The organism is Streptomyces corynorhini, assembly GCF_003346515.1.
GTDB classification, from domain to species: domain Bacteria; phylum Actinomycetota; class Actinomycetes; order Streptomycetales; family Streptomycetaceae; genus Streptomyces; species Streptomyces corynorhini.
In genome coordinates, this window is the sequence record NZ_QQNA01000012.1 from 15,662 (window position 1) to 35,802 (window position 20,141).

The following is a 20,141-nucleotide window of genomic DNA, read 5'->3' on the forward strand; positions in this document are numbered from 1 at the left end:
GGCGGGTAGGGCGGGGTCGACCACTAAACGTCCCATCATTCTATGATGGGCCCATGTCTGATGAGTCTCAGCCTCCCACACCACCCGGGACGCTCTCCCCGATACCTCCGGCGCCCTCCTTCGCCCCGGCGGCGGAGGGCGCCGGGAGCCGCCCGCCCGCCGCCCTCCCGGCCTCCTCGCCCTGGCGCACCCGGTTCCTGATCGCCGGACTCGTGCTCGCCGCGCTCAATCTCCGCCCCGCCATCACCAGCCTCGGCTCGCTCCTCGAAGAGGTACGGGTCGGGCTGCACATGAGCGGCAGCGTCGCGGGCGTCCTCACCTCCGTACCGCCCCTGTGCTTCGCGGTCTTCGGCTTCGCCGCACCCCGGCTGGCCCGGCGGTTCGGGCCCGGTGTCGTCGTCCTCGCGGGCATGGTCGCGATCACGGCGGGCGTGGCCCTGCGGGCCTTCGCCGGCGGTACGGTCCTCTTCCTCGCCGCCAGCGCGTGCGCGCTCATGGGCATCGCCGTCAGCAACGTGCTGATGCCGGTGATCGTCAAGCGTTACTTCCCCGACCGGGTCGGCACCATGACCGGGCTGTACTCGATGGCGCTCGCCCTCGGTACGGCGGGCGCGGCGGCGGTGACGGTTCCCCTGACCCGGGCGCTCGGCGGCTGGCGGCCGGGGCTGGGGATCTGGGCCGTGCTCGCCGCCGTGGCCGTACTGCCCTGGCTCGGGCTGATCCGCGAGCGCGGCGCGGGTCAGGGGGCGGCGGACCCGTCCCCGGCCCCCTCCGCCCTGCGGCTCGGCCGCAGCCGTACGGCCTGGGCGCTGGCCTGTTTCTTCGGCCTCCAGGCCAGCGGCGCGTACATCACCATGGGCTGGATGCCGCAGATCTTCCGCGACGCGGGCGTCTCGGCGGGCACCGCGGGGCTGCTGCTCGCCCTGATCATGGTGATGGGCGTGCCGCTGGCCTTCGTGATCCCGCGCACGGCCGCCCGGATGACGAACCAGGCACCGTTGGTCATCGGCCTCGGGCTCTGCGGACTGGCCGCCTACGCGGGCCTGTACGTCGCACCGGCCCAGGGCGCCTGGCTGTGGGCGCTGATGCTGGGCATCTCGAACTGCGCCTTCCCGCTGGCCCTCACCATGATCGGCATGCGGTCGCGTACCGGCGCGGGTGTGGTGCGGCTCTCCGCCTTCGCCCAGAGCACCGGCTATCTGATCTCCATCCCCGGTCCGCTGCTGGTCGGTGTGCTCTACCAGCACACGGGCGGCTGGGGGCTGCCGATCGCGCTGATGGCGGGGCTCCTGGTGCCGCAGATGCTGGCGGGCGCGGTCGCGGGGCGGGACCGGACGATCGAGGACGAGACCCGGGTGCGAGACTGAGGGCATGCCAGTCCTCGACCCGAATCCCCAGAACGGCCAGCGGAAGCTGCTGCTCGTCTTCGGCACCATCATCGGCATCATGGTGATCATCAGCATCGTGGCCACCATCGCCAGCCCGTAACGACAGGGGGGCCTGCTCCCCCATCCCCTAGGGGGCAGGGGTCAGGGTGAAGTGGGTGGGTCACCGGATGGGCGGGGCGGTCCGCGGTCCGTAGGTTCTGAGGTAGCCCGGACCGGGAGGTCCGGACACCACGGACCCCGCCCGATCCACGGAGGTGGCCATGTCGGCCCACACGCACCCCCGGACCCGCTCCCAGGCTCCCTCCGGTGGCGTCGGCGTCCGGCTGCCGTGGTGGTCCATAGCCCTGCCCGCGCTCGCCTTCGGCGTGCTCCTCCTCCTGATGTCCGGCCCCGGTCAGGCGCACGCCGCCACGGACGATCCGGCGGTCGGCCGGATCCTGGAGCACATCCATCTGACTCTCGCCCGATAGCACCGGTGGGCCCCGGCCGGGTTCACCCGTGCCGGGGGCCGCACACCAACACCCTGCGCCCTGTGGCACCTTTCGTGCGAAGCTGGAGTGCATGAGCGTCGATACACCCCGAAGGATCGTCCTACTCCGGCACGCGAAGGCCGACTGGCCCGAGGTGTCCGATCATGAGCGTCCGCTCGCCGAGAGAGGCCGCAAGGACGCGTCGGTGGCGGGCCGGACGCTGGCCGGTACCGGCATCGACGTCGACCTGGTGCTCTGCTCGACCTCGGTGCGAACGCGCGAGACCTGGAAGCTGGCCGTGCAGGAGCTGCCCCAGCGCCCGAAGACCGTTTACGAGGAGCGGCTCTACGAGGCATCGCTCGGTGAGCTGATCGCCGTGGTCAACGAGACGCCCGAGGAGGTGAACGACCTCCTCCTGGTCGGTCACAACCCCGGTACGCACGCGCTGGCCGACGCCCTCGCCGGCCAGGGCGAGGGCGGTGCGCTGGCCCGGATGAACCGGAGCGGCTTCCCCACCTCGTCGTTCGCCGTGATCAGCTTCAGCGGCACCTGGAAGTCGGTGGAACACGGAGTGGGCAGGCTCGATCAGTTCTGGAGCCCGCACGACTGACCGCGCGCGTAACGGACCGCGCGCGTAACGGACCGCGCGCGTAACGGACCGCGCGCGTAACGGACCGCGCGCGTAACGGACCGCGCGCGTACGGGCCGTACGCACGGACCGTACGTACGGACCCCGTGCCCACGGAGCCCGCGCGCACGCAGTCCGTACGCGTACGACCCCGGGTCCTGGGGCCGGAGCGCCGCGCGCCGTACGGAGCCGCCGCACAGCGGCCCGGCATGCGAAGACCCCGGCTTCCCCGCCGGGGTCTTCGGACGTCTCAGGGCATCGGGGCCGCGCTTCGCGCCGGGTCAGCCGTCCTCGCCGTCGGCCGCCTCCACCTCCTCGCGCGTGATGCCCAGCAGATACAGCACCGTGTCGAGGAACGGTACGTTCACCGCCGTGTGAGCCGCCTCGCGGACCACCGGCTTCGCGTTGAAGGCGACCCCCAGCCCCGCCGCGTTCAGCATGTCCAGATCGTTGGCCCCGTCGCCGATCGCGACCGTCTGCGCCAGCGGCACCCCGGCCTCGGCCGCGAACCTGCGCAGCAGCCGGGCCTTGCCCGCCCGGTCGACGATCTCGCCGACCACCCGGCCCGTGAGCTTCCCGTCCACGATCTCCAGCGTGTTGGCAGAGGCGAAATCCAGCCCCAGCTGATCCTGGAGCGCGTCGGTGACCTGAGTGAATCCCCCGGACACGACGCCCACCTGGTACCCGAGGCGCTTGAGCGTACGGACCAGGGTGCGGGCCCCCGGCGTCAGCCGGACCTCGGCGCGCACCTTCTCCACGACCGACGCGTCGAGCCCGGCGAGCAGCGCCACCCGGGCGTGCAAGGACTGCTCGAAGTCCAACTCGCCGCGCATGGCCCTGGCCGTCACCTCGGCCACCTCGTCCTCGCAGCCGGCGTGCGCCGCGAACATCTCGATGACCTCGTCCTGGATGAGGGTCGAGTCCACGTCCATCACCACGAGCCGCTGGGCCCGCCGGTGCAGTCCGGCCGAGACGACCGCGACGTCGACACCGATCTCAGCGCCCGCCGGGGCCAGCGCCGTGCGCAGAGGCCCGGTCTCCACGCCGGACACCGCGAACTCCACAGCGGTGACCGGGTACTTCGCGAGCCGGAAGATCCGGTCGATATTGCCGCCCGTGGCGGTGATGCTGGCCGCTATGGCGGCCGTCGACGCGGCGGTGAGCGGATGCCCGAGCACCGTGACATGGGAACGGCCGCTGCCGCGTGGCCGGTTGTCGCCCGTGCCGGAAATGATCTCGGCCTGGAGTCTGAGCGAGTCGGTCCAACTGTGCACGGTCGCCCGCAGCGCGCCCTCGCTCGTACCCTCCGCGGTCGGCGCGGTGATCAGCGCGCACAGAACGATACGGCCACGGGTGACGACCTGCTCGATGTCGATCACATCGACGGAGTAGGCGGCGAGAGTGTCGAAGAGTCCTGCGGTGATCCCGGGACGGTCCTTCCCGAAGATCTTGACCAGAAGAGTGGGGACATCGGCGGTCCGGGGTGGCTGAGATGCGCTCATGGTGGTTCCACCGTATCGGGCGGAGCGCGGGTAATCGCCGGGTGTCCCGCGTACCGGACGTCCCACGGACGGACATGGCGCGATCGCGTGCCACGGCCCGGACGGACGGTCCGCCCGCGGCGATCTTTTGTCCAGGATGCCGCCATTCCTGACCTTCACGCACGATCAAGACGCTTTTATGTGTGCTTTATGTTGATCGGGGCCTTCCTCCCGCGCCGTTACATGCTTGTGCCGGTAATGCACCTGACCTGGCTTTCACAGAGGGGAGCCAGCCTGAAATAGTTCCCCACGATGTTCGCCGTCCCTAGACTCCCTGCGATGGGGGAAACTCGGGGGAAAGACAAGTGGGGCATGGAGTGCCGGAACTCGTACTTGAATTGAACGGAAGAACCTGGACGCTCGACCCGTCCAGGTCGTACACTCTCGGGCGCGATCCGCAGGGTGATCTGGTGATCGACGACGCCCGGGTTTCCTGGCGGCACGCCACCGTCAGCTGGGCCGGGGGCGGTTGGGTCATCGAGGACCACGGCTCCACCAACGGCACGTATGCCGAAGGGCGGCGCGTCCAGCGGCTGGAGATCGGCGCGGGCTCGTCCATACACCTCGGGAACGCCACCGACGGACCCCGGGTGAGCCTCACCGGGGCGGACGCAGGTCAGGGCGCGAGCGGCGCCGCCTACGGAGGGCAGGCGGCTCCCGGCTGGGCGCCCCAACAGCAGGCACAGGCACAGGCTCAGCAGCAGGCACAGGCCCAGCAGCAGGCACAGGCACAGGCCCAGCAGCAGGCACAGGCACAGGCCCAGGCACAGCAGCGGGCCCCCGGCCGGCAGCAGGGGTGGCCGCAGCCGCAGCAGCAGGCCCCGCAGCAGCAGGCCCCGGGGCAGGGCCAGTTCCCGCACCAGCAGGACGGCGGCTCCGGCGGCTCCGGCGGCCACGCGCCGCGCGGCCACGAGCCGAGCGCGGCCCCCGGTCCCGGCGGCGCGGCGGGGGCCCCACCGGTGCACGGGGACCGCAGCCCGACCACCTTCCACCAGTTCTCGCTCGGTCGCGTCATGCGTATCGGCCGCGCGCTGGAGAACGAACTGGTGGTCTCCGACCTCCAGGTCTCCCGCCACCACGCCGAGTTCACGGCGACCCCCGACGGCCGTTACGAGATCCACGACCTCGGATCCCACAACGGCACGTACGTCAACGGCCAGCCGATCGCCAAGTCCGGCACCGTACACCTCGGCCCCACCGACATCGTCGGCGTCGGACACTCGACCTTCCGGCTCGTCGGCGACCGGCTGGAGGAGTTCGTCGACACCGGCGAGGTGTCCTTCTCCGCCCGCCATCTGACGGTGACGGTCGACGGCGGCAAGCAGATCCTCAAGGACGTCTCCTTCGGCGTCCCCGAGAAGTCCCTGGTCGCGGTCATCGGCCCGTCGGGCTCCGGCAAGTCCACCCTGCTCAAGGCGCTCACCGGCTACCGCCCCGCCGACCAGGGCGACGTCCTGTACGACAACCGGAATCTGTACAAGCAGTTCGCCGAGCTGCGCCAGCGCATCGGTCTGGTCCCGCAGGACGACATCCTGCACAAGGAGCTGACCGTCAAGAAGGCCCTCAAGTACGCGGCCAGGCTCCGCTTCCCCGGCGACACCGCCGAGGCCGAGCGCGAGGCCCGGATCGGCGAGGTGCTGGGCGAGCTGAAGCTCGACATCCACAAGGGCAAGAAGATCACCTCGCTCTCGGGCGGCCAGCGCAAGCGGGTCTCCGTCGCCCTGGAGCTGCTCACCAAGCCGTCGCTGATCTTCCTGGACGAGCCGACCTCCGGCCTCGACCCGGGCATGGACCGCGACGTCATGCAGCTGCTGCGCGGCCTGGCCGACGACGGCCGTACGGTCCTGGTCGTCACCCACTCCGTGGCTGAGCTGGCGATCTGCGACAAGCTCCTGGTCATGGCGCCGGGCGGCTCCGTGGCGTACTTCGGCCCGCCGGAGGAGGCGCTCAACTTCTTCGGCTACACCAGCTGGGCCGATGTCTTCTCGGCCTTCGAGAACTACCGCGACTACGACTGGGCGGGCCGCTGGCGCGGCTCGCAGCACTACCAGATGTACGCGGCGGACATCGACGCCGTGGCCGCGCAGTCCGTCCACATGCCGCCGCCGCAGCAGATGCGCCCGCCCAAGGCACAGAGCTGGGCCGCCCAGCTCTGGACCCTGATCCGCCGCTACGCCTCGGTGATCGCCTCCGACAAGGGGTTCATGGCGCTCCTGGTGGCCCTGCCCGCCGTGCTCGGCGTGGTCAGTACCGTCATCCCCGCGAAGTTCGGCCTCGGCCCGCCCGAGCTGCCCTCCCGCTTCAACAGCGGCGCGGGCACGATCATGCTGGTCCTCATGGTCGGCATGTGCTTCACCGGCGCGGCCAACTCCGTACGTGAACTGATCAAGGAACGGGTGATCTACGAACGGGAACGGGCCACCGGGCTGTCCCGCTCCGCCTACCTGATGTCAAAGGTGATCACCCTCGGTGTGATCACGGCGATCCAGGGCGTCATCATCTGCGGGATCGGCTTCTTCCCCCGCGCCCTGCCCGCCGAGGGCCTGATCATGCCGCCCGCCGTCGAGATGTGCCTCGTCGTGATCGCCCTGGGCATCACCTCGATGATGTTCGGCCTGGTCATCTCCTCGCTGGTGAAGACCGCCGAGAAGACCATGCCGCTGCTGGTCATGTTCGCGATCGTCCAGGTCGTCTTCACCGGCGTCCTCTTCCAGCTGTTCGACTCGCCGGGCCTGGAGCAGTTCGCGTGGCTGATGCCCGCCCGCTGGGCCATAGCGGGCGCGGGCACGACGCTCGACCTGGCGCACCTGATGGCGCCCTGGGACATCAACAACCCCACCAGCCTGGATCCCCTGTGGTCCCACTCGGTGGGCCAGTGGATCATGAACATCTCGGTCCTGCTCCTCATGGCGGCCGCCCTCGGCGTCGTGGTGTCGCGGCTGCTGCGCCGCCACGAGCCGGAGGTCATGCGCAAGTGACGCCGGCGTCCGGCCCGCGGTGCCGCGACGACAGCACGCCGGAGGGCGGCACCCCCGTGGTGGGGGTGCCGCCCTCCGGCGTGTGCCGTACCGGTCCGTGCGCGGTGGATCCGTGCGTGGGTGCCCGGATCAGTAGGCGCTGTTGACGTTGTCCATCGATCCGTACTTGTCCGCGGCGTAGTTGCACGCGGCCACGATGTTGGAGACCGGGTTGTAGATGTCGTTCGGCGTGCCCTTGACGTGGTACGCCTTGAAGGTCGGCGGGATGACCTGCAGCAGGCCCTTCGAGGGGATGCCGTTCTGGGCGTTGATGTCCCAGAGGTTGATCGCCTTCGGGTTACCGCTCGACTCGCGGATGATGTTGCGGTGGATGCCGTTGTAGCTGCCGGGGATGCCGTGCTTCTTCATGATCGCCAGCGACTCGCGGATCCAGCCGTCGAGGTTGTTCGGGTAGACGGGCTTACGGGTGGCGGACCGGCTGGCGGCCGTCTTGGCGCGCTTCTTCGCGTCGGCCTTGGCCTTCGCCTCGGCCTTCGCCTTGGCGGCGGCCTTCGCCTTCGCGTCGGCCTCGCTCTTGGTCTTGTCCGAGGCCGTGGCCTTGGCGCTGGTGTGCTGCTTGGCGATGATCGCGTGCACGGCAGAAGCCTGGGAGCCGTCCGTGGTCGAGCTCCAGGCCACCTGGGAGGCGGACGCGGGCTTCGACTGGGACGTGGAGCCGGCTTCGGCGGAGCCGCCGTTGCCGGGAACCAGCGAGAACGTGACCGCGGCGACTCCGGCGGCGGCGACGCCGGCCATGGAAGCCTTCTGGGTCTTGTTCAGGCGACTGAGGCCAGGGGTGCGTGACGAGAACATAGAGACGTACCTCTTCGAATAGCGGATGTCGCGGAGGCCGGATGGCCAGCCTGCTCGGCGGCGACTGGGCAATTGTTAGCGGCCGCAAAATGCCCTGGCAAAGGTGTGACGTACGACCCGGGATAGTGGAGCGGGGCGCCGTGAAGGCGCCCCGCCGACCGTTTATCCCGCGTTCACACCCCTTTATCCGTCGACTAGTGCTGTTCGTAAGTGACGTGCGTCCTATGCCTGGGCTCACATCGCAGGCATAACGACTTGACCATGCGTTGCTCTAGCAATGCGAAGTGTGAGCGTTTTCCCGGGGGAGAAGGAGGTGGACGTCGCCGAACTCGTGCCACAGATAGCGTCGGCGCAGCGCTTCCCCGTATCCACGGGCCAGCGCCTCCTGCCCGGCGATCGCCTCCAGCATCAGCAGATGCGAGGCGCGGGGCTCGTGCAGCCCGGTCAGCAGCCCGTCCACGGTCCGCACCCCGCGCCCCGGCGTCACCACCAGATCCGTCCAGCCCCCGGCCGCCCGCACCCCGTCCCCACCGGGGACCGCCGCCGACTCCAGGGCCCGTACGGCGGTCGTACCGACCGCGATCACCCGCCCACCGGCCGCCCTGGCGGCGTTCACCAGCCGGGCCGTGCTCTGCGGCACCTCGAAGCGCTCCGGGTACGGCGGCTCGTGGGCCTCGGTCGACGCGACCCCCGTGTGCAGCGTCAGCGGCGCGAACAGCACGCCGCGGCTCACCAGCTCCGCGACCAGGCCCGCCGTGAAGGGCCGCGAGGCGCTCGGCATCTCGGCGGAGCCCGCGCCGTCGGGAGCGGGCAGCGCGAAGACGCTCCGGTAGGCGCCCAGCGGCTGGTCGCGCTCCGTGTATCCGTACCGGATGGGCCGGCCGTGGCGGCGCAGCAGCCCCGGCACGTCGCAGGAGGGCCGCGCCCACCACAGCCGGGATCCCGCGGGATCCAGCGCCTCCTCCAGTACGAGACGGCTCCCGCCCGGCAGCGTCACGGACGCCCCCGCCGGTCCGCCGGGGCGGGGCAGGGTGGTGCCCGACGCCGTACCGCCGCGCGGCGTGCGCAGCTCGACCGCCCACCGGCCGTCGTCACCGCGCGTCGAGAAGTGCACCACGATCCGTGTCCCGCCCAGCCGCCCGCTCACCGCGGCGGCCAGCGTGGCCGAGGTGTTGACCACCAGCACGTCACCGGCCCGCACGAGCCCCGGCAGCTCCCGGAACGCGTGGTGCGACACCCGCGTCCCCCGCGAGACCAGCAGCCGTACGTCGTCCCTGCCGCCGCCGCGCTGTTCCGCCGGTACCCGGGCCGACAACTCCTCGGGCACCGTCAGCTCCGCCAGGGCGGTCGCCCCGCCCAGGGCGGTCACTTCGCCACCCCGGCCAGCGCGGGCGCCGCGTACCGCCCGCTGCGCGGGCGCCGCTCCAGCAGCTCCAGGAAGCCCGGCACCACCGACTCCGGCACCGGACGCGGCGCCAGGTCGTCCGGCACGGCCGCCGCGTACAGGTCCGTCCCCATGTCGCCCGGGTCGACCGCCCACACCCGCAGCCCCGGCTCCTCGACCGAGAGCACCGCCGCGAGCTGGTCCAGCGCCGCCTTCGACGCCCCGTATCCGCCCCAGGTCTCGTACGCCTCCGCCGCCGCGTCGGAGCTGACGGTGACGACCGCGCCCGCCGCGCTCGCCCGCAGCAGCGGCAGCGCCTCCTGCACCAGCCCGAGCGCCGCCACCACATTGGTCTCCAGCGCCGCGCGCAGCCCCGCCGGCGGGAGCGCGTCCAGCCGTACGAGCGGCTCGGCGCCCAGCGCGCTGGCGTTGCTCACCACCAGATCCAGCCCGCCCAACCCGGCCGCCGCCGCGACCAGCTCCGCCCGGTGCGCGGCGTCCGTCACATCCCCGGCGAGCGCCACCACCCCGGTCCCGTGCGCCCGCAGCGCGCGGGCCGTCTCCTCCAGTACGGGCGCGGTCCTGGCGTCCAGCACCAGATCCCAGCCCCGCCCCGCCAGCCCCTCGGCCAGCGCGCGCCCCAGACCCTTCGACGCCCCCGTGATGATCGCCACCGGCATGATGTCGCTCCTCTTCAGCCGTGCCGACGTGCTCCGCCGCACGCCGCTACGGCCAACGTAGGAACGCGCCCCCCGCCCCCGTATCGGACGCGGGTCCCGACCGGGCGGGGCATTTCGGAGTAGACCGCCGGACCCCGGTCGCGGGGACTTCGGACTTACTCGTCCAGGCCGTCCGCCCCGGTCCCGCGACCTAGGACATCCGCCCCGGTCGCGGGGGGTCCCGAGCCCGATACGGCCCGTCCCGCCCGCCGGTACGGTGAAGCCATGAGCCATCGCCCCAGCTCCGGCCTCGCGGCCGTGAGCACCGCGCTCCTCGCGATGAGCCGGCACCTGGAGGTCCGCGACGTCCTCAAGACGATCGTCGCCTCGGCCCGCGAACTCCTCGACGCCGAGTACGCGGCGCTCGGCGTGCCCGACGATCACGGAGGGTTCGCCCAGTTCGTCGTGGACGGAGTCAGCGACGAACAGTGGAAGGCCATCGGCCCCCTCCCGCGCCAGCACGGCATCCTCGCCGCGATGCTCCACGAGGAGAAGCCCGAGCGCCTCGCCGACGTCCGCGAGGACCCCCGCTTCGGGGGCTGGCCGAGCGCCCACCCCGACATGTCGGACTTCCTGGGCGTGCCCGTGCGCGACGGCGACGAGACCATCGCCGCGCTCTTCCTCGCCAACAAGCGCTGCCCCAGGCCGCACGGCGGCTGCGGATTCACCGAGGAGGACGAGCAGCTCCTGACGATCCTCGCCCAGCACGCCGCCATCGCCCTCACCAACGCCCGGCTCTACGAGCGCAGCCGCGAGCTGACCATCGTCGAGGAACGCTCACGGCTCGCGCACGAGCTGCACGACGCCGTCAGCCAGAAACTGTTCTCCCTGCGGCTGACCGCCCAGGCAGCCGCCGCCCTGATCGACCGCGATCCCGCCCGCGCCAAGGACGAGCTGCAGCAGGTCGCCGCGCTGGCCGCCGAGGCCACCGAAGAGCTGCGCGCCGCCGTGGTCGAGCTGCGCCCCGCCGCCCTCGACGAGGACGGCCTCGTCGCCACGCTCCGCACCCAGATCCAGGTCCTGGACCGCGCCCACTCGGCCCGGGTCTCCTTCGACAGCTCGGGGGTACGGGCCCTGCCGGCCGCCCAGGAGGAGGCGCTGCTGCGCGTCGCCCAGGAAGCCCTGCACAACGCGCTGCGCCACTCCGGCGGCGAACGCGTCGACGTCACCCTCGCCCGGCGCGGACAGGGCGCGGTGCTCAGCGTCACCGACGACGGAACGGGCTTCGAACCCCGCGCGGTCCGCAGGGCCGGCCGCCATCTGGGACTCGTCTCCATGCGGGACCGGGCGAGCGGGGTGGGCGGCAGACTCAGGGTGCGATCGGCGCCCGGCCGGGGCACCACGATCGAGATGGAGGTGCCCGGTGGCTGACAAGAAGATCCGCGTGGTGCTGGTCGACGACCACCAGGTGGTCCGGCGGGGACTGCGGACGTTCCTGGAGATCCAGGAGGACATAGAGGTCGTGGGCGAGGCGTCCGACGGCGCCGGGGGCGTCGCCCGCACCGAGGAGCTGCGCCCCGACGTCGTCCTGATGGACATCAAGATGCCCGGCACCGACGGCATCCAGGCGCTGCGCAAGCTACGGGAGCTGCAGAACCCGGCCCGGGTCCTGATCGTCACGAGCTTCACCGAGCAGCGCACCGTCGTCCCCGCGCTGCGCGCCGGGGCGTTCGGTTACGTATACAAGGACGTCGACCCCGAGGCGCTGGCCGGTGCGATCCGCTCCGTACACGCGGGACACGTCCTGCTCCAGCCCGAGGTCGCGGGCGCGCTGCTGGCGCAGGACGACCCGGCCGGTGGCGGCCAGGGCCGGGGGACCACGCTCACCGAGCGCGAGCGCGAGGTGCTCGGGCTGATCGCGGACGGGCGCTCCAACCGGGAGATCGCCCGTGCGCTGGTGCTCTCGGAGAAGACCGTCAAGACGCACGTGTCGAACATCCTGATGAAACTGGACCTCTCGGACCGGACGCAGGCCGCGCTGTGGGCCGTACGGCACGGGCTGACGGACTGATCCGGCCGGGCCGGAACGGGATCCGAGTCGAACAGGTCCGGATCGAACGGGAGTGTGACCTTCCAGTCCGAGATTCATACTGTCGGGTGGATGTAACCCACACGGCGTATCCGGCTCGGCGGCCGGACGTTCCTCATGGCGTGCCGCGGTGTCCCGCCGCGGCGATTGTTCACGCGATTAAGGAACATCCCATGAAGGTCGCCAAGAAGGCCGCCCTGGTCGTCGTCACCGCCGGTCTCGCGGCGGGCGCCTCCGCCGGCGCCGCGTTCGCCACGACCGGCGGCGCCCACGCCGACGGCAAGGCCGTGCACTCCCCGGGCGTCGGCTCCGGCAACGCGGTCCAGGTCCCGGTGCACATCCCGCTGAACCTCACCGGCAACACGGTCAACGTGATCGGCCTGCTGAACCCCGTGTTCGGCAACGCGTCGACCAACTTCTGAGGCTCGGTTCGCCTCCCGAGGCTCCGGGGCTCCGAGACTCCAGGGCTCCAGGGCTCCAGGGCTCCAGGGCTCCGGGGCTCCGGGGCTCCGGGGCTCCGGAGGCGAACCCCGCGCCGCCCACCGCGTGTCACGGCGCGGTGGGCGGCGCGTTCCGCTCCCGCTCCTCCACGTACGCGTTGTACGCGGCCACCCGCGCCCGCCGCGCGCACCGCTCCACCGGCCGCAGCGCCTCGCCGCGCGCCGCCATCTCCGACGCGCTCACCGCACCCCCGTGCCCGTGCTCGTACGCCAGCGAGACCAGCAGCGCGATCCGCTGCGCCAGGTGTGCCACCCGCACCGCACGCGGCGGATAGCCGGGAGCCAGCACCTCGTGCTCCCGCTCCGAGCGCGCCCGGTACGCGTCCAGAGCCGCCTCCGCCACCGGCCCCGAGGCCGCCACATCGAGCCGCGACAGCACCTCCGTCGCGTCCCGCAGCGCCTCCGCCAGCTCGCGCTCCGCCTCACCGAGCGACGGCACGTCCGCGGGCGGCGCCTCCCGTACGGGCAGGCAGTGCCAGCGGACCTCCACATGGAGATCCCCCTCAGGGCCCACCGTGGACACCTCGGGCACCAGACCGTACGGAGCCCCCGCGGCGATCACGGCCTCCCCGGCGTCCAGCGCGCGGGCATTGAACTCCGGCGGCCCGCTGAGACCCAGCGGATGGCCCGGCGCGGGCAGCGCGACCCGGAAACCGGTCACCCCGAGCGCCCGCAGCCGCCCCAGCGCCAGCGTCAGCCCGACAGGACCCGCCTCGCCCGGCAGCCCCTCCACCCGGTGCGACGCGTCGTCGCCGACCACGGCGAGCACGGCGTCGTCCGGCGATACGAATCCGGCCAACAGGGCATTTCCCCAAGCGGCCAGCAGTCCTGAGCGTGGTTGCGAAAGCATGGACCCAGCCTAGGGAACGGACCTCGGGACCGGACCACTCGACCGGTGGCGTAGGTTTTCCCATGGGGGCCGCGCCTACAGGCGCACCTGAAACCTCAAGACGATTGCATGGGGAGACAACGCGCTCATGAGCGATGTACTGGAGCTGGTGGACGTATCCGTGGTCCGCGACGGACGCGCTCTGGTGGACGATGTCTCCTGGTCGGTGAAGGAGGGGGAGCGCTGGGTGATCCTCGGCCCCAACGGCGCCGGCAAGACCACCCTGCTCAACCTCGCCTCCAGCTATCTCTTCCCGACCAAGGGCGACGTCACGATCCTCGGCGAGCGCCTCGGCAAGGTCGACGTCTTCGACCTGCGCCCCCGCATCGGCGTGGCCGGCATCGCCATGTCCGAGAAGCTGCCCAAGCGCCAGACCGTCCTCCAGACCGTCCTGACGGCCGCCTACGGCATGACCGCGACCTGGAACGAGGACTACGACGCCGTCGACGAACAGCGCGCCCGCGCCTTCCTCGACCGGCTCGGCATGACCGACTTCCTCGACCGCAGGTTCGGCACGCTCTCCGAGGGAGAGCGCAAGCGCACCCTCATCGCCCGCGCCATGATGACCGACCCCGAGCTGCTGCTCCTGGACGAGCCCGCCGCCGGACTCGACCTCGGTGGCCGCGAGGACCTGGTACGGCGGCTCGGCCGGCTCGCCCGCGACCCGTACGCCCCCTCCATGATCATGGTCACCCACCATGTCGAGGAGATCGCCCCCGGGTTCACACACGTCCTCATGATCCGCCAGGGCAAGGTGCTCGCCGCCGGTCCCATGGAGACGGAACTGACCTCGCGCAACCTCTCCCTCTGCTTCGGCCTCCCGCTCCTCGTGGAGCGCACCGGCGAACGCTGGACCGCCCACGGACTCCCGCTCGGCTGAACTCCCTTACGGCTGACCTGATATCACCCCTGTCGGGAGAGGGACTGTCGCCCCTACCATGAACATGTGGAAATCGACGCGTGGGTGTGGTGGCTGATCGGGGCCGTCGGGCTGGGTATTCCGCTGGTCGTCACGGCGATGCCCGAGTTCGGGATGTTCTCCGCCGGAGCGGTCGCCGCCGCGATCACGGCGGCGCTGGGCGGTGGTGTGGTCGCCCAAGTTCTGGTGTTCGTCGTGGTGTCGGTCGCCCTCATCGCCGTCGTACGGCCCTACGCGGCCCGGCAGCGCAGCGCCAACCCGGACGCCAACACCGGTATCGACGCGCTGAAAGGCCGTCAGGCCGTCGTCCTGGAACGAGTGGACCGCGCAGGCGGCCGGATCAAACTCGCGGGCGAGGTCTGGTCCGCGCGCAGTTACGACGAGGACCGCTCGTTCGAACCCGGCCAGAACGTCGACGTCGTCGAGATCGACGGAGCGACAGCCGTCGTGATGTGAACCAACCCGGCCGAACGGTCACCACGTTGGCCCGACGTCTGAGAAACTCGATCATCAGAACATCCGGTAGCGAAGGGCCCGAGGAACGCGATGCCATCAATCATCATCGTCCTGGTCATCCTGGTGGTGCTTGTATTCATCGCCCTGATCAAGACCATCCAGGTCATCCCGCAGGCGAGCGCCGCCATCGTCGAGCGGTTCGGCCGCTACACCCGCACACTCAACGCGGGCCTGAACATCGTCGTCCCGTTCATCGACTCGATCCGTAACCGCATCGACCTCCGTGAACAGGTCGTCCCGTTCCCGCCCCAGCCGGTGATCACCCAGGACAACCTGGTGGTCAACATCGACACCGTCATCTACTACCAGGTGACCGACGCCAGGGCCGCGACCTACGAGGTCGCCAGCTACATCCAGGCCATCGAGCAGCTCACCGTCACCACCCTGCGCAACATCATCGGTGGCATGGACCTGGAGCGGACCCTCACCTCCCGCGAGGAGATCAACGCGGCCCTGCGCGGCGTCCTCGACGAAGCCACCGGCAAGTGGGGCATCCGCGTCAACCGCGTCGAACTGAAGGCGATCGAACCGCCCACCTCCATCCAGGACTCGATGGAGAAGCAGATGCGCGCCGACCGCGACAAGCGCGCCGCGATCCTCACCGCCGAAGGTACCCGGCAGGCCGCGATCCTCACCGCCGAAGGTGACAAGCAGTCCCAGATCCTGCGCGCCGAGGGTGAGGCCAAGGCCGCGGCCCTGCGCGCCGAGGGTGAGGCCCAGGCCATCCGCACGGTCTTCGAGTCCATCCACGCCGGCGACGCGGACCAGAAGCTCCTCGCCTACCAGTACCTCCAGATGCTCCCCAAGATCGCCGAGGGCGACGCCAACAAGCTCTGGATCGTGCCCAGCGAGATCGGCGACGCCCTCAAGGGCCTCAGCGGAGCCTTCGACAACCTCGGAGGCGGCATGCCCGGCTTCAACACCGGCAAGGAGCGCACGCAGAGCCCGCCGCTCGACTGATCCCCGCCCGGGGCACCATCCCCGGCCTGACGCCTCCCCACGGCATCCCCGGCCGTCCCGGACCGGCCCCGCTCGTCCTGGACGGCCGCCCCTTCGGGCATGATCGGTGCAACCAGCACCGATCACCGAAGGGCGTCCACCGTGACCATCTGGGAGATGCTCGCCGTCTTCGTGGCAGGGATCAGCGCCGGCACGATCAACACCATCGTCGGCTCCGGCACACTGATCACCTTCCCCGTACTGCTGGCGACGGGCCTTCCTCCGGTCACCGCCACCGTCTCCAACGCCCTCGGACTGATACCGGGCTCGGTCAGCGGCGCCATCGGCTACCGCGCCGAACTCGTCGGCCAGGGCCGCCGGATCCTGCGCCTCGGCGTGGCCGCGCTGGTCGGCGGCCTGTGCGGCGCGACACTGCTGCTGCTCCTGCCGTCGACCGCCTTCGAGACGATCGTGCCCGTCCTGGTCGTCCTGGCGCTCGTGCTGGTGATCCTCCAGCCCCGGCTGGCCAAGGCGGTCCAGGCCCGCCGCGCCCGCACCGGCACCACCGCCCGACCCGACGGCGGCCCGCTCCTGTTCACCGGACTGCTGCTCGCCAGCGTCTACGGCGGGTACTTCACGGCAGCCCAGGGGATCATCTATCTCTCCCTGATGGGCATGCTGCTCGACGACACTTTGCAACGCCTCAACGCCGTGAAGAACGTGCTCGCCGCCGTCGTCAACGGCGTCGCGGCCCTCTTCTTCCTCTTCGTCGCCGAGTTCGACTGGACGGCCGTCGTCCTCATCGCCGTGGGCTCGGCGATCGGCGGCCAGATCGGCGCCAAGGTCGGCCGCCGACTGCCCCCCACCGCGCTGCGCGCGATCGTCGTCGTGGTCGGCGTCGTCGCCATCGTGCAGCTCCTCGTCCGCCGATACGGCTGAGCGGACCGCACCGGACAGCAGCCGGACACCGGACCGCACCGGACGGGAGGCGAACCGTCCGCTACGCGGCGGGCAGTACGGACCCGAAGGAGCCGGCCGGCTCACCGGTCAGCCAGTGCGGCAGATCGGACCGCTCGCCGGCCCGCAGCGAGAGCAGCATCGCCTCGGCGGGGGAGGGCACGAACGGCTGGTGCAGCAGCGGCATCCCCGCCTGCTCCGGCGTACGGTCGGCCTTGCGGTGATTGTCCTCGGCACACGAGGCGACCGTATTCAGCCAGCTGTCCCCGCCGCCCCGGGAGCGCGGCACCACATGGTCGACCGTCGTCGCGCGCCTGCCGCAGTACGCGCACCGGTGCTGGTCCCGTATCAGCACCCCCCGCCTCGACCACGGCGCCTGTCTTCGGAAGGGCACCCGGACGAACCGGCAGAGCCTGATCACCCGGGGCACCGGAAGCTCCACGGCGGCGGCGCGCACACGCAGCGCGGGATGGGCCTGCTCGACAACGGCCTTGTCCTGGAGCACCAGCACCACCGCGCGGTTCAGTGTCACCGTCGACAGCGGCTCGAAGCTCGCATTCAGCACCAGCGTGTCCCGCATCCTGTCCACCTCCCGTGTTCACCGGCCCCGCCCCCACAGACAAGGCTTCGGGCTTGGATCAACTCTGGCCGGGCGCGCCGAGAGGGACAACACAATAAAAATGCCCTGCCCTGATCTCTCCAAGACCAGGGCAGGGCAAACAAAAAGCAAACGGTCAGCCTCCGGCAGGAGCCGCGTACTCCCCGATGAGCTGAGCACGCGCCAGGGTGTGGAACCGCAGATTGAAACCGACGACGGCGGGCGACGCGTCGCTGTCGGGGCCGAGCCGCTCACTGTCCACCGCGTAGACCGTGAACACATAGCGGTGCGCCGGATCGCCGGGCGGCGGAGCGGCCCCGCCGAAGTCCTTCGACCCGTAGTCGTTGCGCGCCTGTACCGCACCGGCCGGCAACCCCGCGAAGGGACCCGTACCGGCACCCACCGGAAGCTCCGTCACGGACGCCGGGATGTCGAAGACCACCCAGTGCCAGAACCCGCTGCCGGTGGGCGCGTCGGGATCGAAGCACGTCACGGCGAAGCTCTTGGTCTCCGCGGGGAACCCTTCCCAGCGCAGCTGCGGCGAAATATTGCCCGCCGCCTGAACCTGGGCATCCTTCAGCACGGCCCCGGGCGCGACATCGTCGCTCACCACGGCGAACGACGGTACGTGGGGATGGAACTCATGAGGGAGCGGAGCCCTCGTCGCCTCGGTCACGTCCGAACCTCCGAAAATCGGCTGTTACTGCCTTACTGCCTTACGCCTTACCGGCCTTGCGGCCCGCACCCGAGCCTAGATCGTCCGGCTAGTGCCGCGACCGGCAATGTTTGCCCGACGGGGCAAAGCTTGCCGGGAGGGGCACTAGAACCAGTTGCGACGGCCCCCGACCTCGGCGAGCCACTGGTTGAGATAGGCGGGCCAGTCGGTGCCCTGGAAGTCGCCGAGGCCCACCTGGAACGCCCGGAACGAGTCGCTGCCCGAGGAGAACAGACCGGGCTTCTTGTCCATCTCCAGGATCACGTCCATCTCGCGGTCGTCCGCGACGAAGGTCAGCTCGACCTGGTCCAGCCCCCGGTACTGCTGCGGGGCGAAGAACTCGATCTCCTGGTAGAAGGGCAGCCGCTGGCGGGTGCCTGCGATGTGCCCCCTCTCCATGTCCGCGCTCTTGAAACGGAACCCGAGGTGGGTGAAGGCGTCCAGGATCGCCTGCTGCGCCGGCAGGGGGTGGACATGGATGGGATCGAGGTCGCTGTTGTCCACCGCGCGTGCGATGTCCAGATCGGTGGTCACCCCGATGTTCATCCCGCGCAGCTGCTGGCCCTCGATGATGGTGATCGGGGTCTCCCAGGGGATCTCCAGACCGAACGGCACGACGTGCGTCGCCCCCGCCTCCACCTCGAAGGCGCCGCCGACCTGCTCCTTGGCGAACTGGATGTCCTGCTTGACCTCCTGGTCGGCGCTCTCCACCTCCACCCGTGCCTGGAGTCCGACCGAGAGCCCCTGGATCTGCTGGTTCACCGAACCGCCCTGGAGCCGCACCTCTCCCTGGACGACGCCGCCGGGCACCACATTCGGCTCGGTCAGCTCCGTCTCGACGGTCGCCCCGCCCGCACCGAGGCTCGCCAGCAGCTTCTTGAAGCCCATGTGTCCCACTTCTCCCTTTTCAAGGTCCCGTTGATCGAGGTCGCACGCCGTCCTGACCTCTTCATACGCGCCCTGACGGTAACCGGTTCCCGAGTACGCTCGTACGTCATGACCGAGAGCCCCGACCGTCAGCCGCTGCCCAGGGAGTTCTTCGACCGGCCGGTCCTGGAGGTCGCCCCCGACCTCCTCGGCCGAACGCTCCTGCGGAACACGGCCGACGGACCCATCGAGCTGAGGCTCACCGAGGTGGAGGCGTACGCGGGCGAGATCGACCCGGGCTCGCACGCGTACCGAGGCCCGACGGCCCGAAACGCGGTGATGTTCGGTCCGCCCGGACACGCGTACGTCTACTTCACCTACGGGATGTGGCACTGCCTCAACCTGGTGTGCGGCCCGGAGGGCATGGCGAGCGGTGTCCTGCTGAGGGGAGGCGAGATCCGAGTGGGCGCGGAACAGGCACGCAAACGTCGCCTTTCGGCCCGTTACGACAGGGAACTCGCCAAAGGCCCGGCCCGCCTGGCCACCGCGCTCGATGTCGACCGCGCCCTGGACGGCACCGACGTCTGCGCCGGCCCGGAAGAGCCGCTGTCCGTACTCACCGGCACCCCCGTCCCCAAAGGCCAGGTCCGCAGCGGTCCACGCACCGGGGTCTCCGGAGCGGGCGGAGACGCGATCCTGCACCCCTGGCGCTTCTGGATCGACGGAGACCCGTCGGTGAGCCCCTATCGGCCGCACGCTCCGCGTCGCCGACGAACTTGACTCGGTCCGACCGGACGCCTAATGTGGTCCGAGCCGCTTTCAACGGAGCACTGCTGTTCAGCAGCTTCCGCAGCGGCCATCCACTATTCAGCTACAACCCCTTACGGGTGTGGATTTCGGTATGCCGAAATTCGGATCCACCGGCTCGATTATGAGCCGGGCGAGGATTCGGCTAAAGTAGTGAACGCGCCGAGAGGCGGAGCCGAAAGGCCAATCCAAAGGCCATCGGAATTCTGGAAGCGAAACACCGCCGAAAGAGTCTGATAGAGTCGGAAACGCAAGACGGAAACAAAACAAAGAAACACCGAAGGGAAGCGCCCGGAGGAAAGCCCCAGAAAATATTCTGTGGGTGAGTACAAAGGAAGCGTCCGTTCCTTGAGAACTCAACAGCGTGCCAAAAGTCAACGCCAGATATGTTGATACCCCGACCTGCCGAATCTTCGGCGGGTTGAGGTTCCTTTGAAGAAAAAAC

At 70.5% G+C, this 20,141-nt stretch carries 21 protein-coding genes; 13 read left to right on the forward strand and 8 right to left on the reverse strand.

The genetic code is table 11. The features are described from left to right. The first annotated feature begins 53 nt into the window (after positions 1-53). The 4 genes from DVH02_RS02530 to DVH02_RS02540 all read left to right on the forward strand — a co-directional run bounded on the left by DVH02_RS02530 (position 54) and on the right by DVH02_RS02540 (position 2,468). The gene (locus tag DVH02_RS02530; protein WP_114622006.1) at positions 54-1,367 is read left to right on the forward strand and encodes a CynX/NimT family MFS transporter; all 1,314 of its coding nucleotides are present in this window, start codon (positions 54-56) and stop codon (positions 1,365-1,367) included. 4 nt (positions 1,368-1,371) lie between these two features. Further along, a complete protein-coding gene (locus DVH02_RS36705) occupies positions 1,372-1,488 on the forward strand; it encodes an SGM_5486 family transporter-associated protein (protein ID WP_267899034.1) in 117 nt (38 codons plus the stop codon). 160 nt (positions 1,489-1,648) lie between these two features. Continuing rightward, the gene (locus tag DVH02_RS02535) at positions 1,649-1,858 is read left to right on the forward strand and encodes a hypothetical protein (protein WP_114622007.1); all 210 of its coding nucleotides are present in this window, start codon (positions 1,649-1,651) and stop codon (positions 1,856-1,858) included. Between the two features lie 91 nt (positions 1,859-1,949). Then, positions 1,950-2,468, forward strand: coding sequence for a SixA phosphatase family protein (locus DVH02_RS02540; RefSeq protein WP_114622008.1), 519 nt, complete (start codon positions 1,950-1,952; stop codon positions 2,466-2,468). Between the two features lie 299 nt (positions 2,469-2,767). On the opposite strand, the gene serB is transcribed toward DVH02_RS02540, so the two are convergent. Continuing rightward, a complete protein-coding gene (serB, locus tag DVH02_RS02545; protein ID WP_114622009.1) occupies positions 2,768-3,988 on the reverse strand; it encodes a phosphoserine phosphatase SerB in 1,221 nt (406 codons plus the stop codon). 344 nt (positions 3,989-4,332) lie between these two features. Here serB and DVH02_RS02550 point away from each other — a divergent pair, with 344 nt between their 5' ends. Beyond that, positions 4,333-7,005, forward strand: a complete 2,673-nt coding sequence (locus tag DVH02_RS02550; RefSeq protein ID WP_199566142.1) for an ABC transporter ATP-binding protein/permease — start codon at positions 4,333-4,335, stop codon at positions 7,003-7,005. A 129-nt stretch (positions 7,006-7,134) separates the two neighbouring features. Here DVH02_RS02550 and DVH02_RS02555 read toward each other — a convergent pair whose 3' ends face one another. From DVH02_RS02555 to DVH02_RS02565, 3 genes are all read right to left on the reverse strand, one after another. Then, positions 7,135-7,857 (reverse strand): transglycosylase SLT domain-containing protein, encoded by a 723-nt coding sequence (locus tag DVH02_RS02555; RefSeq protein ID WP_114622011.1) that lies wholly within the window; start codon positions 7,855-7,857, stop codon positions 7,135-7,137. A 271-nt stretch (positions 7,858-8,128) separates the two neighbouring features. After that, positions 8,129-9,226 carry an S-adenosylmethionine:tRNA ribosyltransferase-isomerase gene (locus DVH02_RS02560; protein ID WP_114622012.1) on the reverse strand — a complete coding sequence of 366 codons (1,098 nt, stop codon included), beginning with the start codon at positions 9,224-9,226 and terminating at the stop codon, positions 8,129-8,131. Next, complete coding sequence (locus DVH02_RS02565; RefSeq protein ID WP_114622013.1) at positions 9,223-9,921, reverse strand: SDR family NAD(P)-dependent oxidoreductase; 699 nt, start codon at positions 9,919-9,921, stop codon at positions 9,223-9,225. The genes DVH02_RS02560 and DVH02_RS02565 overlap by 4 nt, the downstream gene beginning before the upstream one ends. A 264-nt stretch (positions 9,922-10,185) precedes the next feature. Here DVH02_RS02565 and DVH02_RS02570 point away from each other — a divergent pair, with 264 nt between their 5' ends. The 3 genes from DVH02_RS02570 to DVH02_RS02580 all read left to right on the forward strand — a co-directional run bounded on the left by DVH02_RS02570 (position 10,186) and on the right by DVH02_RS02580 (position 12,411). Then, positions 10,186-11,331: a GAF domain-containing sensor histidine kinase gene (locus tag DVH02_RS02570; RefSeq protein WP_114622014.1), complete on the forward strand. Its 1,146-nt coding sequence runs from the start codon at positions 10,186-10,188 to the stop codon at positions 11,329-11,331. Then, the gene (locus DVH02_RS02575) at positions 11,324-11,971 is read left to right on the forward strand and encodes a response regulator (RefSeq protein WP_114622015.1); all 648 of its coding nucleotides are present in this window, start codon (positions 11,324-11,326) and stop codon (positions 11,969-11,971) included. Before DVH02_RS02570 ends, DVH02_RS02575 begins: the two co-directional genes overlap by 8 nt. A 191-nt stretch (positions 11,972-12,162) precedes the next feature. Continuing rightward, entirely contained in the window at positions 12,163-12,411 is a 249-nt protein-coding gene (locus DVH02_RS02580; protein ID WP_114622016.1) for a chaplin, read from the forward strand. Positions 12,412-12,538: 127 nt separating this feature from the next. On the opposite strand, the gene DVH02_RS02585 is transcribed toward DVH02_RS02580, so the two are convergent. Next, positions 12,539-13,339: a hypothetical protein gene (locus tag DVH02_RS02585; RefSeq protein ID WP_114622017.1), complete on the reverse strand. Its 801-nt coding sequence runs from the start codon at positions 13,337-13,339 to the stop codon at positions 12,539-12,541. Positions 13,340-13,466: 127 nt separating this feature from the next. On the opposite strand from DVH02_RS02585, the gene DVH02_RS02590 reads away from it, so the two are divergent. The 4 genes from DVH02_RS02590 to DVH02_RS02605 all read left to right on the forward strand — a co-directional run bounded on the left by DVH02_RS02590 (position 13,467) and on the right by DVH02_RS02605 (position 16,691). Beyond that, entirely contained in the window at positions 13,467-14,258 is a 792-nt protein-coding gene (locus DVH02_RS02590) for an ABC transporter ATP-binding protein (protein ID WP_114622018.1), read from the forward strand. A gap of 66 nt (positions 14,259-14,324) precedes the next feature. Further along, positions 14,325-14,753: an NfeD family protein gene (locus DVH02_RS02595; protein ID WP_114622019.1), complete on the forward strand. Its 429-nt coding sequence runs from the start codon at positions 14,325-14,327 to the stop codon at positions 14,751-14,753. Between the two features lie 90 nt (positions 14,754-14,843). Continuing rightward, entirely contained in the window at positions 14,844-15,773 is a 930-nt protein-coding gene (locus tag DVH02_RS02600; protein ID WP_114622020.1) for an SPFH domain-containing protein, read from the forward strand. 141 nt (positions 15,774-15,914) lie between these two features. Beyond that, complete coding sequence (locus DVH02_RS02605) at positions 15,915-16,691, forward strand: sulfite exporter TauE/SafE family protein (RefSeq protein WP_114622021.1); 777 nt, start codon at positions 15,915-15,917, stop codon at positions 16,689-16,691. Positions 16,692-16,752: 61 nt separating this feature from the next. On the opposite strand, the gene DVH02_RS02610 is transcribed toward DVH02_RS02605, so the two are convergent. From DVH02_RS02610 to DVH02_RS02620, 3 genes are all read right to left on the reverse strand, one after another. Beyond that, positions 16,753-17,289, reverse strand: a complete 537-nt coding sequence (locus tag DVH02_RS02610; protein ID WP_114622022.1) for an HNH endonuclease — start codon at positions 17,287-17,289, stop codon at positions 16,753-16,755. Positions 17,290-17,443: 154 nt separating this feature from the next. Beyond that, positions 17,444-17,983, reverse strand: coding sequence for a YbhB/YbcL family Raf kinase inhibitor-like protein (locus DVH02_RS02615; protein ID WP_114622023.1), 540 nt, complete (start codon positions 17,981-17,983; stop codon positions 17,444-17,446). A gap of 144 nt (positions 17,984-18,127) precedes the next feature. Beyond that, positions 18,128-18,910 carry a sporulation protein gene (locus tag DVH02_RS02620; RefSeq protein ID WP_114622024.1) on the reverse strand — a complete coding sequence of 261 codons (783 nt, stop codon included), beginning with the start codon at positions 18,908-18,910 and terminating at the stop codon, positions 18,128-18,130. A gap of 108 nt (positions 18,911-19,018) precedes the next feature. Here DVH02_RS02620 and DVH02_RS02625 point away from each other — a divergent pair, with 108 nt between their 5' ends. Continuing rightward, positions 19,019-19,669, forward strand: a complete 651-nt coding sequence (locus tag DVH02_RS02625) for a DNA-3-methyladenine glycosylase (protein WP_114622027.1) — start codon at positions 19,019-19,021, stop codon at positions 19,667-19,669. Positions 19,670-20,141 lie beyond the last annotated feature (472 nt).

Bases quoted from the DNA above. Each gene is read 5' to 3' on its own strand.
- DVH02_RS02530 (WP_114622006.1), top strand. From the start codon at position 54: ATGTCTGATGAGTCTCAGCCTCCCACACCACCCGGGACGCTCTCCCCG.
- DVH02_RS36705 (WP_267899034.1), top strand. From the start codon at position 1,372: ATGCCAGTCCTCGACCCGAATCCCCAGAACGGCCAGCGGAAGCTGCTG.
- DVH02_RS02535 (WP_114622007.1), top strand. From the start codon at position 1,649: ATGTCGGCCCACACGCACCCCCGGACCCGCTCCCAGGCTCCCTCCGGT.
- DVH02_RS02540 (WP_114622008.1), top strand. From the start codon at position 1,950: ATGAGCGTCGATACACCCCGAAGGATCGTCCTACTCCGGCACGCGAAG.
- serB (WP_114622009.1), bottom strand. From the start codon at position 3,988: ATGAGCGCATCTCAGCCACCCCGGACCGCCGATGTCCCCACTCTTCTG.
- DVH02_RS02555 (WP_114622011.1), bottom strand. From the start codon at position 7,857: ATGTTCTCGTCACGCACCCCTGGCCTCAGTCGCCTGAACAAGACCCAG.
- DVH02_RS02565 (WP_114622013.1), bottom strand. From the start codon at position 9,921: ATGCCGGTGGCGATCATCACGGGGGCGTCGAAGGGTCTGGGGCGCGCG.
- DVH02_RS02570 (WP_114622014.1), top strand. From the start codon at position 10,186: ATGAGCCATCGCCCCAGCTCCGGCCTCGCGGCCGTGAGCACCGCGCTC.
- DVH02_RS02580 (WP_114622016.1), top strand. From the start codon at position 12,163: ATGAAGGTCGCCAAGAAGGCCGCCCTGGTCGTCGTCACCGCCGGTCTC.
- DVH02_RS02585 (WP_114622017.1), bottom strand. From the start codon at position 13,339: ATGCTTTCGCAACCACGCTCAGGACTGCTGGCCGCTTGGGGAAATGCC.
- DVH02_RS02590 (WP_114622018.1), top strand. From the start codon at position 13,467: ATGAGCGATGTACTGGAGCTGGTGGACGTATCCGTGGTCCGCGACGGA.
- DVH02_RS02600 (WP_114622020.1), top strand. From the start codon at position 14,844: ATGCCATCAATCATCATCGTCCTGGTCATCCTGGTGGTGCTTGTATTC.
- DVH02_RS02610 (WP_114622022.1), bottom strand. From the start codon at position 17,289: ATGCGGGACACGCTGGTGCTGAATGCGAGCTTCGAGCCGCTGTCGACG.
- DVH02_RS02620 (WP_114622024.1), bottom strand. From the start codon at position 18,910: ATGGGCTTCAAGAAGCTGCTGGCGAGCCTCGGTGCGGGCGGGGCGACC.
- DVH02_RS02625 (WP_114622027.1), top strand. From the start codon at position 19,019: ATGACCGAGAGCCCCGACCGTCAGCCGCTGCCCAGGGAGTTCTTCGAC.